The sequence below is a fragment of the Arthrobacter sp. TmT3-37 genome (assembly GCF_054510835.1).
Window position 1 is genome coordinate 38,142 of sequence record NZ_JBTNDU010000019.1, and the last position, 12,697, is coordinate 50,838.

Genomic DNA, 12,697 nt, shown 5'->3' on the forward strand with positions numbered 1-12,697 from the left:
ACTGGTGTCGACTTCGTGGACTACCTCACTCCGCTCGTTGCCGAGCACTTGGACTCCATCGACCTCAATAGTCTTCCCGGCCAGGAGGCCCTGCCTATCAACAAGGCCAGTTAAAACGAGAGGACCCGCCTAAGCGGGTCCAACTCATATTCAATTCTAGAAGCGTTCCACCCCAATGCTTGGCGGCTCCGGGTGAATCGCTCAGACCAACACACCCTTCGGTGTATCTACCTACGAGTGAAAGTGTACCTGAGTGCTGACAGCACCTCCAGAACCGTTTGTCACGCCACGCCGTGATACCTCCCACGCTGCTGCGTGGGCCCTGGCTCCCCTGATCGCGGGCCAGCCCGTGTACCGGGTCGGACGCTGGATCGGTGACCGCTTCGAGTACCCGAGGCCTACTACTCCCCCGCGTATCACCGGGGCCCTACCCACCTCCCCGGCCGCCGTCCTGCTCCACGACGTCGACGGGTCCGTGCGAACCCTGTGCCTTGACCTAGACACCTCTAAAGCCCGGCACGCCGTGGTGCTTGATGACGCCGTACAGCTCGGGGTACTCCTGACCGGAGCCGGTCTGACCTACGTCGAGGACGAGTCCCCCAGCGGCGGCCGCCACCTGTACGTCCCTCTGCGTGAAGCGATCCCGGCGGCCGAGGCACGCCAGCTGGTCGAAGCCCTCACCCTGCGGGCACCGAGCCTTGATCCGAGCCCGCACCAGAACATCGTCCACGGCTGCATCCGCGTCCCAGGATCTGCACACAAGACCGGCGGCCACCAACGACTCATCACGCCGCTCACGGACGCCTACGGCATCCTCACCCGCCGCAACCCCGCCACGGCCCTTGCCGCGCTGCGCAAGGCACTGGCCCCGGAGCTGTACCGCCTCGAGCAAGCACGACGGCGCACCCTCGCACGCACACGCACCCCCGGTGCGCCCACGAACCTCCCGGCAGTCCGTCACGATTCGCCCCTGCGGACGGTGGCCCGTACCGGCCTGTACGACACCACCCGGTATGCCTCACCCTCAGAGGCACGCATGGCGGTCCTGAACCACTTCGCCGCCTGCGGCTGGACCGCCGACCAGGTACGGATCGCAATGGCTGGCCAGTACGCCGGCCTCGCCTCCCTCTACGCGACCAAGGCCGACCGGCTCCTGCCGGTCGAGTGGGCCAAGGCACAGAGCTGGATCGCAGCGAAACCCTCCAGCCAGCAGGGACGGGAAAGGTATGCCCGTAAATACGACACAAGCCCTACTCAACCCACGGGGGGCAGCACCAAAGCCAGCAATCAGCAGGAATTCACGCTGGGACAGCACTCCATCCATCAGCTCGTGAACGACCTGGAGAACGTCCTCTACGCCGTCCTCGACCACAAGCTGAAGGAGGAAGGCCGAGCAGCAATCAGCCTTCGGTTCCTCCTCCGGTCAGTCTTCGCCTACATGCGGACCAACCAGACCAACGTCCTCGACGTTGGATGCCGCACCTTCGCCGTGGCCCTCGGTAAGAACCACGACACCATCGCCCGCCTCCTCCCCCACCTGGAAGCCACATCAGCGGGCGTCCTCACCCGCATCGACCGGGGACGCGGACGCAATGCCGACAGCTACCTCGTGCAGCTACCACCTCAGTTCGAACAGCTGGCCCGCGACCTGACCTGGCGAAAGGGCAAAATCCACGCCATCCGGCCCGTCTTCCGGGTCCTCGGGGATGTTGCAGCCCTTGCCTACGAAGCAATCGAACGCGACCGCCGCTCCCCTACCACCGCGGACCTCATCCGCTCCACCGGCATCTCACGCACAGCACTCACCGACGCGCTCACGCGCATGGAGTCGCTGCACATGATCCGCCGGCACCACGGCCGCTGGGAAATCGTGGCCACCACCAACTTGCAGAACCTTGCCAACAGGCTCGGCGCGACGGAGGACCGGGAGGAACAGATCACCCGGTACCGGAAGCAACGCGCTGCATGGCACGCATGGCTCGACCGCTACCTAACGCCGCAGCTCGAGGAGCACGAGCTGTACGACGCAGAGGCTGACGAATACTGGTTTCCACCCCTCGAGGACGAGGATGAGCATCAACGCTTGTTGTGGCATGCCGCCTAGTCTGAGGCGATGAAGGGGTGGCTTGTGAAAAAGTGAAATACCCGACGCTAAGCGCTTTTTAAGCGTCGGAGGGACTAGGCCGTATCAGAAACGGAGGAACGCAGCACATAGGCGAGAACACGGCAACGGTTACACCTAGGCCCCTGCGATCCCCAGGAGGTGGAGCCAGTTCCCGCGGGCGTCTTGCGAACGATCGTTACCGGTCAGTTCGGGCGATGACATCCAGGAAGTCCCGTACATGAGGCGGCGGAGCCGTCCCCGCCCAGATGGCGGTGAGCGGGCGGGTGATCTGGAGATTGTTGATCCGAACTCGGACGAGTCGGCCGGCACGGGTGTCCTCGGACACTGCGAGGGAGCTCAGCGCGCCGGGGGCGATGCCGGCCATAATCGCGCTGCGAACGCCGAGCGTGGTCGTCAGCACGGCTGCGGGCTCGGCTGCGAGTGGAAAGCCCGCCACGGCGAGGGCGTTCTCGAGCGCTCGTCGGGTGCCGCTGCCGGTCTCGCGGAGCACCAACCCAGTGGCCGCCAGTTCACGAACGGACACCTGGCGGGTCTTCGCCCACCGGTGACCGTGCTGCACAACGACTTCGATGGTGTCGTAAGCAACAGTGACTGACCGGAGGCCGGCGGGAACGACAGGGGTCTCGATGAGCCCGAGGTCTGCGGTTCCCTCGCGTATGGCCTCGACGACCGTGCTGCTGTTGGCGGCTGTGAGCTGAACGACCGGGCCGTCATCGCCGTGAGAGATGCGCCACCGGGCGATCCATTCCGGTAGGAGGTGTTCTGCGATCGTGAGGCTCGCGGCGATGCGCATCATCTTCCCGCGATCCGTGCGGAGCGAATCGACAGCATCCGAGAACTCATCGGCCGCCGTCAGCAGCGTTGTTCCCCAGCCGACAATCAGCTCGCCCGCCGGAGTCAATCGCGAACCCCGTGCAGAACGCACCAGGAGTCGCACGCGCAAATCTTTTTCCAGTTTCCGGATGCGCAGAGACACCGCCTGCTGACTCACGCCCAACTGCGTGCTTGCCGCCGACATGCTGCTTTCCTTCACGACGAGCGCCAAGGCTCGCAGTGCCTCCAAGTCCGGCCCGTTGCGCATCTTCCGCCTCCCAAGCACAAGCATAACTTGTATGGCGGACGGTATCTGCCTCTACTCGCACGAGCGGTCCGAGGAAATGATGGATGCATGACCCATGCCCAGGACGTTGCGACCGCCCGACCGGAACACACGCTGCTTGCCCGAGTCCGCGCGCTGCTGCCCGGGCTTGTCCTCTGCCTCGCCGCGGCCGGAGCATCGTACGGGGTCAGCCTGCTGCTGCCGGGAGTCAGCCCGCTCATTATCGCGATCGTGCTTGGCGTACTCCTGGCCAACGTCGTCCGGCTGCCAGCGGCAGCCTCCGACGGCATAGACTTCTCCGCGAAAAAGCTCCTGCGCGCCGGCATCGTCTTCCTCGGACTCCAACTGGTACTGACAGACATCCTCGAACTCGGAGCCCCGATGCTGGTCGTCATCGTGTGCATTGTCGCCGGCGGACTGTTCGGCACCGTTCTCCTGGGGAAGCTGCTACGGGTTCCATCCGGGCTCTCGCTGCTAATCGCCTGCGGATTCTCCATCTGCGGCGCGGCAGCCGTGGCGGGCGCGGCAGGGGTCACCGATCCGGACGACGAGGCCGAGGAAGACACCATCACCGCGGTCGCCCTCGTGGTGATCTTCGGAACGCTGATGATTCCCCTCGTCCCACTGATCACGGACCTGCTTGGCCTGGGCTCCGAGACGGCCGGGATGTGGGCAGGGGGTTCCATCCATGAAATCGCGCAAGTCGTCGCCGCTGGAGGCATCATCGGTGGCGGAGCGCTCACGGTCGCGGTCATCGTCAAACTCGCCCGAGTGCTGCTGCTCGCCCCTGTCGTGGCCATCCTTAGCATCCGGCAGCGCCGTCTCAGCCGTACGGCAGGCGAACCCGGTCAACAGATGTCGCATTCGAAGCTGCCGCCCGTCGTCCCGCTGTTCATCATCGGGTTCATCGCGATGGTGTTCGTGCGTTCCTTCATCCCTCTGCCGGGCACCGTGCTGATGGCCGGTGGGCTGCTGCAGACAGGACTGCTGGCTGCAGCGATGTTCGGACTCGGCTGCGGCGTCAAGGTTCGGAACCTCGTCAAGGTGGGCCTCAAGCCCTTCGCCCTAGCCGCACTCTCCACCGTTCTCGTCGCAACGATCGCCTACTGCGGAGTCACCTTCGCAGGCTGAACATGGCCAGCACCAGGGCGTCATTATCACCCCTGGGATGGGAACACATCAACCTCACCGGCGACTACACCTGGCCCCGCGCCAACCACATCAAACCCGGCAAATACAGGCCGCTACGGCGCCAGGCAAAACCTTAGCGTCGGATAATTCACTTTTTCACAAGCCACCCCATGAAGAACAGGATGCCCGTCTCGCTCTCGCTCGGTCTGTATGCCGTATTCCTGGTCCTCGTCGGGGCGTTCCTCATCAACGTTCTAGGGATCACCTCAGGCGGTGTGTACAGCGGCCTCGGCGCTGGATTCAGTGTCTACGCCGTGTCCCTCATACGCAGCAGGCGATCCTCGCAAAGGAAAGCTCGGGAACCGGGTCAGAAGTAACTTGCTACCGAGCCTCCTGCACACATGGGCACGGCTCAAGCTCCCTCGCTTCGCTGCTTGACCCGCACACATCTGGACAGCAGGAACCAATGGTCCGCCTGCACACCCCCACCACGTCACTGACACTCATAGCTCATCTCGAGCTTTCGGTGGACGTGCACAGCCTCCGCCCAGCCGGGCCGGGACGTACACCTACAGGCAGAAGAAACAGCTTGCACCTATGGGGGAAAGTGCGGGCCGCTCCTGCTCCCCAGCTTATCGACGGCCGCTGTCACACCGAGGCTAATCCTTCGGGAAGTGCTCCCCCGCGTAGATTGCGAGAAGTGCATACCCCTCCGGCACACGAGACACCATCTCCGCCTTCGCAGCTTCGTAGTCCGGGCCCTCGCCACTCACCCGATCCAGCTCATCCCCGCGGATAACACCTGTCACAACCATGCCGTCAGCCTAGTGCCGCCGCTATTGTGCCAATACTCCGATTTGTCTGTCCGTCTGTCTGTCCAGACAGACAGACAGACAGACGTATGAACAGACAGACGTATGGACAGGACTACGGTGCAACATTAGGGTGGTTATAGAAAAGACAGACAGACAGACGTCTGTACGCCTGTCCAGACAGACAGACAGACGTACAGATACCAGTCCAACTTAGGAGGCACCATGAGAGTCACCGCGATTGGTAACCGCAAGGGCGGAGTCGGGAAAACCTCAGTCACTCTCGGACTTGCGACTGGCCTGGCGTTACTTGGCCGGAAGGTCCTGGTCATCGACCTCGACCCGCAAGCTGATGCAACCGTGGCACTGGAAGCAAATGGTGATTTCAACATCTTCGATGTGCTGCACGGGGGAGAGGCCGGCACTCTGGGTCAAGCCATAACACCCTCGGCATGGAGCGGCATCGACGTGGTTCCTAGCGTGGAGGACCTAGCCCGCATGGAGTCAGAAAGCATTATGACTCCCGAGATGCGGCTCAAAACCGCAGCATGGAACGCGCCCGAGCTGGAGGCATACGATCACGTCCTGATCGACCTACCCCCAGCTCTCGGCCGACTGACTCTGAACGGCCTTATCTGGGCAGACCGAGTTCTTGTGGTCACCGAACCCACTGCGTTTTCTGTTCGAGGGGTCGCAGAGTTCGTTGAAACCATCACTAAGGTGCAGTCCTTGCCTCACCTGAACCCCGACCTTCAACTGGCCGGATTCATCGTCAACAAGACGAGTGCCCCCCTGACAGGGGAGCACTCCTTCCAGATCCAACAGCTGCGTGATGCTTTCGGAGACCAGGTCCTCGAGCCCTACCTACCGACTAGGACCGCCATGCAAGACTCCGTCAGCTCACACGCCCCACTTACCAAGATCAAGACCACCGGAGGAACGGTGATGACAGAAAAGTTCGTCGCCCTTGCCCGCACCATCGACGGAGGAAAGTAATGGCAGTCGACCGGAAATCCACACCACTCAGCAAAGCCCCACGCGGTGACGTCATTGACACCTTGCCGCCCGCCACGCAGGGGACTCCCTCAGTGGTTGAACCCCCCGAGCCCGCAACTCAGGTTGAGGCCACGCGCCCGGAAGCGGAAGCGACACCGGTACGTGCGCCACGACGCCCCAAGCGCATCCTGCTGCCGTTCTCCAGCAAGATTGAAATGAACCTCCGGGAGGAAATGGACGCCTACATCGACGCTGATGATGACCTCACCATCGTCAGCTTCCTCGACGAAGCCATACGCGACCGGCTCGCAAAGCGCGACCAGTAGCAACGCTCCGACGCTCTAGATCATCACCACCTTTTATTGAGGCTGTGGTGGCTCACCGACACATCGTCCTTCCTTCGCCGAGGAGAAGTACCGTGCCTAAACCCCGGCTAGTACGTCCGACCCATTATTTTCCGGGCAAACCTTCTACGACTAAGGAGCGATATGCGTAACTCGCTTCTGCATTGCGATCGTTGCGAGGGTTTTTCGCCTCGGCCGCTGTCATAGATGCCGTGCTCGCCGTGGTGATCCTGGTGATCTGCGCGGTGCTGTACCCGGCGCAGCTCGGCAGTATCGTTCCTTACGTGCTGGGACTGTTGACAATGGCGGTCGTGTTCGCGTGGCTCGCTCGCGCAGTGAACAGATGAGACGCGGAATACCCCAATATCTACCCGTTAACCACTTGGGCCGAAGTGTCTCGACCACCTTCACGTCGGTCGAGAATGTTGCCTAGGGAAGAATCAGCGGGTACTTAATATCTGATTTCACGATCTAAGTCCCGACCGGCTAACTACAGGCTGTGCATAACCACCGTTCGCTCGAGGTGAGTTATGAGTGTCAGTGACGTGGTGGGTGTGTGCAGGCGGTCGGATGGTTCCTGCTGTCCAGGTGTGTGCGGGTCAAGCAGCGAAGCGAGGGGGCTTGAGCCGTGCACAGGTGGTCAGGAGGCTCGAGGCCCAGCCCTACGAAGCGCGTTCCTCCAGTTTCCGCCGCTTCACGGCAGAAGGCCGGACCCAGGCGTAGGCCGCGACGCTCCAGTGAACGTACTGCACGTACACGGCTGCAGGAGTCCACGCCTGCGCGAAAGCCTTCACGGTAGTTCCTTCACCGGAGGGAAAGACCAGGTCGACCCACACCGGCATACCGGCCGGGGGAGTGATGACCTGCGACCGCTCAATTTCGGACGGGTCCAAGCTCATAGCCCGCGGACGGTCAGCAGCACTCCGCTCATTCGCCGCCGTCATCCCGTACTCACCCAACGGGACGTGCTTATCGGTCATAACGGCTCACTGGACCGCTCGGACGAGCTGGGTCTTTGACGGTTCCACGCCCGGTGTTTCGAGCTGCATGCAGCGCCGCTCGAGCACGGAAGAAGCAGAGCGAACATCCCACCCCCACGTACCGGCGTCGGCATCGACGCCGGTGTCGTTCCCTAGGAGCCGTGCATACGAAACCACTGTGACCTTGCCTGTTGTCTGATCTTGCGTAAGGTCATCCTTCCGCCGAAGAAGGTGGCGAGAGCGCCAACTATTATTCCAGCGCCGGGAAGCAACCGCGATGAACTCATATTGTGCGCTCCAATGGTAAAAATCACCGACGATGCCAGCTAAACCCACCATGAAAAAGAATTTTCCATCATCGTGTTTTCAGCATGGCGCGGTGGATGCGTAACAGATTGTCCTCGTTTCAAGGCTCTTTAAGCGTACTGCCGAGCGCGGGGGAGTGTGGCCGGCGCAGGTGGCTGTCTCGCGTTGTAGTGCTTCCCTGCTCTCCGCCAGGGGGCTCCGAGCAGGGCTATGGTCCTTCGCTTCGCTTCGGCCTGTCACCGTTCCGGCTGCTCCTTCGTCGCATCCGGCCCGGGATGTTTTTTGTCTGCTGTCCTTCGGATTGTGCGCCCCCGCTCCACAGCGTCAACCGGCTCCGCCGGCATCGGGCACACCCATCCTGTCCGGCGCTCCTTCGTCGCTTATTTCCTCCCAGGATGGCCGCACCCTCGCACCTACGGCGTTGAGCACTGCTCCGTCGGGGACGAGCGAGCGAGCTCGCCAGCAGGCAAAAAACAACGGGGAAAGGGCCAAGACCAGCTGGCTCACCACAGGCTCTCTCCCCACCTCGTGACCCAAGGAGCAACAACCATGACCAGCACCACAGCTGTCCTTGAACACCTCGACCCGACCGAGCTGACCATCGACGCCAATGTCCGCGCCGACGTGCGCCTCGATCCTGAGTTCCTGGCCTCGATCAAGCAGCACGGCGTCCTGCAGCCCGTGGTCGCTCACCGCACCGAGGCCGGTGTGCACGTCCTGTACGGGCAGCGCCGCACCCTCGCGGCCGTGGAAACCGCACAGCCGACCATGCCCGTGTACGTCGTCGCGTCACTGACGGAAGCAGACCGGTTGGTGCAGCAGATGGTCGAGAACGACCAGCGCCTGGCCCTGAACGACCGGGACCGCACCGAAGCCTTCCACCAGCTGTCCCTGATGGGCATCACCGCCGCACAGATCGCCAAGAAGACCGGCACGAAGAAAACCACCGTGGAAACCGCGCTGAAGGTCCGCGCCAACACCACCGCCACCGAAGCCCTCACCGCAGGGTGGACGCTGGAGCAGTCAGCGGCGCTGGAGGAGTTCAGCGACGAAGAGACGACCGTGAAGCGCCTGCAGCACATCCTCGAGGTCCAGCCCGAGCAGTTCGACCACCACGTCGCCTACCTCCGCCAAGAGCGCACCACCGCCCGCCTCATCGCGAACGCGAAGGCTGAGCAGGAAGCCCTCGGCAACACCGTCGTCGACGGGTACGGATACGGGACGCCCGAGCACCAGCACCCGAACATGCTCCTACGGGCAGACGGGGAGAAAGCGACGAAGGACGACGCGAACGCCGTAGTCATCAGCACGACCTACCGCAACGTGGTTCAGGTGACCCCGGTGATCGCGAACTTCCGGGACCACGGGTACACCATCCGCGAAGGACTCGGCATGAGCCCCACAGCAGGCCAGTCAGGACCCATGACTGACGCGCAGAAGGAAGAACGCCGCACGGTCATCCAGAACAACAAGAAGTGGGACGCGAGCACCGAGGTGAGGCAGGGATGGCTGACGACCTTGCTGGGGAGGAAGACCCCGCCGAAAGGGTGGGCGCAGTTCACGGCCACGACGCTGGCGAACTACGGCAATTCGGTAGCGCGGGCGACGGCGCAGAAGCATGAACTCGCCGCCGGTCTCGCAGGCGTCACCGACCCGGATTACCGGGCGTACCGGGCACTGGTCGAGAAGCCGACCACAAACCCTGACAAGGCCGTCCTGGCGATGATGCTCGCCGCACACGAGGCGGACCTCAGCCGCGAATCATGGCGACGCCCCGGCCCCCAGGCCGCCTACTACCTCTTCCAGCTCGAAGAATGGGGGTACACGCTCAGCGAGGTCGAGGCCATCATCACCGACCACGCCATGAAAGACACGAAGGCTGACAAGCCCGACGCCGAGTAGAACAGGTGGAGGGTTGCAGATATCCGGACGAGATCCTGCAACCCTCCTAAGGCCTCTCACGCCCACTGCTAAACGTCTTTGAAGCCAACATTGAGTTCAGCAGCGAACCGGATGAGAAGGCAACTTCGATCCGCGTGTTGTTGCTGACACGACGGCGGAGGTGTTGCCTGGCGATACGATGCACGCATGGCTCCCGGTGATACCGCAGCCCGATAGATTTCCTTGTCACGAGGGAAAACCGGAGACGGAGCCATGTGGTGTGGTTCCGTCTCCACCCACTTAAGGCGTCGATCCGGCGTCGGTTAGCGGTGCAGCGTCTGATGGTTGGAATGCTGGGTACATGACAGACCAGCCCCAGGACGACGGGCAGCCCGATCAGCAGCCCAGACCGCTGCGGTTCCTCACTTTGCAGCAGGTAGCCGACGAGCTGAATACGAAGCACAGCACCGTCCGGGCACTTATTGCCTCTGGGGATCTGCCTGCCATCCAGATCGGCGGCCGAGGCCAGTGGCGCATCGAGCGCGCCAAGCTCGAGGACTACATCACCGGCGCCTACGCCAAAGCCCGCACCGACATCGCCAAGGGTGAGGTTTAGGGGTGGACCTTGAACAGCGCCAAGCGCTATGGGCTGAAGCCATGGCCATACCGGACCCGGGCGGATTGCTCCTCGAGGGCTACTACGACGCGTTGAAGGCGTGGGCCGACACCCATCCCGAAGTCGACAGGGAATTCCTGCAGACCATCATCCAGCGGCAGCTCTGGGAGCACCGGTAGGCCGTTGACCGCTCGACCTACGTTGGGCGGTCATCCTGTCCGTCGGGTGCAGGTGTGACCGCGTTCAGCCACACCCAGCCCTCACGCTGAATCTTGATCAACGGTTCCAGGAACCGGATTTTCACCGCAGTGCGCGTGTACGTGATCGCGTGCGCTTGAACCCGGATCGCCTTGGAGGGGTACCGAACCCAGGCGTACACCCGGCGTGGTTCGGGGAAGTCAGTGGGTCGGCAGTTCTCGACGTCGAGCTCGGCCGCAGTGAGCATGACGAGCTCCTCGCGCATCAAAAACTCCTCGATCCGCTTGTCCATTAGCCTTCCGTACGAGGCCGCGTACCGCTTGTTCTGGCCCACCCTCGGGACAGTACGAGCCTGCACTGACAACCAGGCAAACCTAGACACGCCGATTACAGTCCTCGACGCGCGCAGGTTTTCCACTGTTTCGCATTGATCAGGGGATAAAACGTGCGGGAATGTAGCACTCCACCTCGTAGACTATGAATACCTCCTAGCGAGAGGAGGTGAGAATGGCACGTCACAGGGCAGAACCACCGCCAGACAAGAGAAGAGCCACGATCGGCATACGTCTTTTAGCTAGGACCGTATGTGCGACAGCGACTCTTCTGAATCTTGCTTCAAAGTGGTTTGACCAGCCGGGCAGCTAATCACCCCTACCAGGGCTGCGTCGAGTTACAGCTCGGCGCAGTTCCTGTTTAACTGCTATGTCCGTGGGACTTGTTTCCTAAATGGAACTGTCTGGACACCTGAAACTGTAGCACTGCGCGACAGTTTCGCCTACTACAGAATCAGCGCGAACCCGATGTTCGGTACTCCTACTTCCCAGTAATGGCGCGGATTTTATCCGCTCACGCTTGGGGTTCTACGGTGGGCGCCCACGAGACCAGCGGCTTGCCGCAGAGAGCTAGTGGACACCGGAAACGGAAACAACTAGCCACCCAGAGTGAGGATCGTTTGTGACTTCTTCACTGGTTTCGAAGCAGGACCTGACAGCTGTGTAGGAGGCTGTGCACATCCACCATTCACCCGAGGTGAGGAGCCTAATGTCGGAGACGTGGTGGGTGTGTGCAGGCGGTCAGACTGGTCCTGCTGTCCATCCTGGGTGCGGGACAAGCAGCGGAGCCTGGGGGAGCTTGTGCCGTGCCGAGGTGGGCAGGAGGCAAATCAACTTTCGACCGGAAGTTTTGTCCACGAAGACATCACGGAGTCATGATGACAAGCATGAACGGACGTAACCCGGCCCTTATCTCAGGGGTCTAGGAACGAACCTGCAGCTTGCCGCACAGCCCGGGACGACGAGTTAGGCCGTGTTGGACGACGAAGAGGACTACCTCACACCTGCTTACCTTTTATGGATCTGTGTGGGCCTTGGAAGCGTCATGACGATCCTCGGCGCAGGTGCTCTGATCAACGCATTCATCACCGAGAACGCGGGTCTTCCCATCCTCGCCGGTCTTGCTCTGCTGATTCTGTTGGGCTTCTTTCTCGTCAAGACCGCGGTCCCGATGATCCGGGACGCGCCTAGAGAATCAGGCGAAGATCGAGGATCTCAATGACGGATTTACTTGCTCGTGTTGAGCCTCGTCCTACGTTGACCACGTGGGCCACTTGAGGTCCAGATAATCTCGTCGCCGTAGTAGTACCAACTGCGCAACAAGCTACTACAAGCGCAACAAACGACGCGCAGGCGCGTTATAAGGGGTGGGTCGTAGGCTGAAGGTATGCATTCGGCTTCAGTTCACCCTGCAGGAGACCACGTCATGGCTAGCCCCGAGGTGGAAGCTCACACTGAGCAGCACCAAGATGACCTGCGCAAGTGGTCGAGTGGTAATCCCGCGGCTGAAGCAGGAACCGAACTCTTGATCAGGGCGTTCGGCGGGCGATTTGCTACGCCCAACTACCCCTGGATCATTGACGGTGAGTACACGCCAGCTATCGATTTTGAGGCCATCGAGGGCAATCTGCAGGGGCTCTACAGCGAGGAACGTCGCTTCCTCCTACTCATCGCCTCGGTCGGTCAGGGAGGTGCGCGGATTGATTTGAGTGAGATCATTCCGGGGCTGGACCAAGGCCTGCTGTCCCTCGTGCTTGCCGCAATGGCTCACCTCGGCAAAAGCCACACGCACTCTGCGTTCTCCTTCGAGGACTCGACAAGCACAACGGTGGACCTGCCTCCGCTGTACGACTGGCCAGGCTCGACTCACTAGATCA

12 protein-coding genes are annotated in these 12,697 nt (G+C 61.9%); 9 read left to right on the forward strand and 3 right to left on the reverse strand.

Annotated features, from left to right (window positions below):
• Positions 1–253: 253 nt before the first annotated feature.
• A complete protein-coding gene (locus ACX80U_RS17235; protein ID WP_459269319.1) occupies positions 254–2,104 on the forward strand; it encodes a hypothetical protein in 1,851 nt (616 codons plus the stop codon).
• A gap of 196 nt (positions 2,105–2,300) precedes the next feature.
• Here ACX80U_RS17235 and ACX80U_RS17240 read toward each other — a convergent pair whose 3' ends face one another.
• Positions 2,301–3,206, reverse strand: a complete 906-nt coding sequence (locus tag ACX80U_RS17240) for a LysR family transcriptional regulator (protein ID WP_016996892.1) — start codon at positions 3,204–3,206, stop codon at positions 2,301–2,303.
• 87 nt (positions 3,207–3,293) lie between these two features.
• On the opposite strand from ACX80U_RS17240, the gene ACX80U_RS17245 reads away from it, so the two are divergent.
• The 3 genes from ACX80U_RS17245 (at position 3,294) to ACX80U_RS17255 (ending at position 6,489) form a co-directional block, all read left to right on the forward strand.
• Complete coding sequence (locus ACX80U_RS17245; protein ID WP_029212122.1) at positions 3,294–4,355, forward strand: YeiH family protein; 1,062 nt, start codon at positions 3,294–3,296, stop codon at positions 4,353–4,355.
• A 1,037-nt stretch (positions 4,356–5,392) separates the two neighbouring features.
• Positions 5,393–6,163, forward strand: coding sequence for a ParA family protein (locus ACX80U_RS17250; RefSeq protein WP_459269320.1), 771 nt, complete (start codon positions 5,393–5,395; stop codon positions 6,161–6,163).
• On the forward strand, positions 6,163–6,489 hold the full coding sequence (locus tag ACX80U_RS17255; protein ID WP_459269321.1) for a hypothetical protein: 327 nt from the start codon (positions 6,163–6,165) through the stop codon (positions 6,487–6,489). Before ACX80U_RS17250 ends, ACX80U_RS17255 begins: the two co-directional genes overlap by 1 nt.
• 680 nt (positions 6,490–7,169) lie before the next feature.
• Here the strand turns inward: ACX80U_RS17255 and ACX80U_RS17260 are convergent.
• Positions 7,170–7,487: a hypothetical protein gene (locus ACX80U_RS17260; protein WP_459269322.1), complete on the reverse strand. Its 318-nt coding sequence runs from the start codon at positions 7,485–7,487 to the stop codon at positions 7,170–7,172.
• An 855-nt stretch (positions 7,488–8,342) separates the two neighbouring features.
• On the opposite strand from ACX80U_RS17260, the gene ACX80U_RS17265 reads away from it, so the two are divergent.
• The 3 genes from ACX80U_RS17265 (at position 8,343) to ACX80U_RS17275 (ending at position 10,469) form a co-directional block, all read left to right on the forward strand.
• Positions 8,343–9,695, forward strand: coding sequence for a ParB/RepB/Spo0J family partition protein (locus ACX80U_RS17265; protein WP_459269323.1), 1,353 nt, complete (start codon positions 8,343–8,345; stop codon positions 9,693–9,695).
• Between the two features lie 340 nt (positions 9,696–10,035).
• A complete protein-coding gene (locus tag ACX80U_RS17270; RefSeq protein WP_459269324.1) occupies positions 10,036–10,290 on the forward strand; it encodes a helix-turn-helix domain-containing protein in 255 nt (84 codons plus the stop codon).
• 41 nt (positions 10,291–10,331) lie between these two features.
• The gene (locus tag ACX80U_RS17275; protein WP_459269325.1) at positions 10,332–10,469 is read left to right on the forward strand and encodes a hypothetical protein; all 138 of its coding nucleotides are present in this window, start codon (positions 10,332–10,334) and stop codon (positions 10,467–10,469) included.
• A 17-nt stretch (positions 10,470–10,486) separates the two neighbouring features.
• Here ACX80U_RS17275 and ACX80U_RS17280 read toward each other — a convergent pair whose 3' ends face one another.
• Positions 10,487–10,780 carry a hypothetical protein gene (locus ACX80U_RS17280; RefSeq protein WP_459269326.1) on the reverse strand — a complete coding sequence of 98 codons (294 nt, stop codon included), beginning with the start codon at positions 10,778–10,780 and terminating at the stop codon, positions 10,487–10,489.
• Between the two features lie 1,013 nt (positions 10,781–11,793).
• Between ACX80U_RS17280 and ACX80U_RS17285 the strand changes: the two genes are divergently transcribed.
• Positions 11,794–12,042 (forward strand): hypothetical protein, encoded by a 249-nt coding sequence (locus tag ACX80U_RS17285; protein WP_459269327.1) that lies wholly within the window; start codon positions 11,794–11,796, stop codon positions 12,040–12,042.
• 204 nt (positions 12,043–12,246) lie between these two features.
• Positions 12,247–12,693: a hypothetical protein gene (locus ACX80U_RS17290; protein WP_459269328.1), complete on the forward strand. Its 447-nt coding sequence runs from the start codon at positions 12,247–12,249 to the stop codon at positions 12,691–12,693.
• The last annotated feature ends 4 nt before the right edge of the window (positions 12,694–12,697 follow it).

What these genes read in the sequence shown, in the direction of transcription:
- ACX80U_RS17260 (WP_459269322.1), bottom strand. Translation starts at nt 7,487, where the DNA reads ATGACCGATAAGCACGTCCCGTTGGGTGAGTACGGGATGACGGCGGCG.
- ACX80U_RS17245 (WP_029212122.1), top strand. Translation starts at nt 3,294, where the DNA reads ATGACCCATGCCCAGGACGTTGCGACCGCCCGACCGGAACACACGCTG.
- ACX80U_RS17265 (WP_459269323.1), top strand. Translation starts at nt 8,343, where the DNA reads ATGACCAGCACCACAGCTGTCCTTGAACACCTCGACCCGACCGAGCTG.
- ACX80U_RS17270 (WP_459269324.1), top strand. Translation starts at nt 10,036, where the DNA reads ATGACAGACCAGCCCCAGGACGACGGGCAGCCCGATCAGCAGCCCAGA.
- ACX80U_RS17280 (WP_459269326.1), bottom strand. Translation starts at nt 10,780, where the DNA reads ATGGACAAGCGGATCGAGGAGTTTTTGATGCGCGAGGAGCTCGTCATG.
- ACX80U_RS17275 (WP_459269325.1), top strand. Translation starts at nt 10,332, where the DNA reads ATGGCCATACCGGACCCGGGCGGATTGCTCCTCGAGGGCTACTACGAC.
- ACX80U_RS17255 (WP_459269321.1), top strand. Translation starts at nt 6,163, where the DNA reads ATGGCAGTCGACCGGAAATCCACACCACTCAGCAAAGCCCCACGCGGT.
- ACX80U_RS17240 (WP_016996892.1), bottom strand. Translation starts at nt 3,206, where the DNA reads ATGCGCAACGGGCCGGACTTGGAGGCACTGCGAGCCTTGGCGCTCGTC.
- ACX80U_RS17250 (WP_459269320.1), top strand. Translation starts at nt 5,393, where the DNA reads ATGAGAGTCACCGCGATTGGTAACCGCAAGGGCGGAGTCGGGAAAACC.
- ACX80U_RS17290 (WP_459269328.1), top strand. Translation starts at nt 12,247, where the DNA reads ATGGCTAGCCCCGAGGTGGAAGCTCACACTGAGCAGCACCAAGATGAC.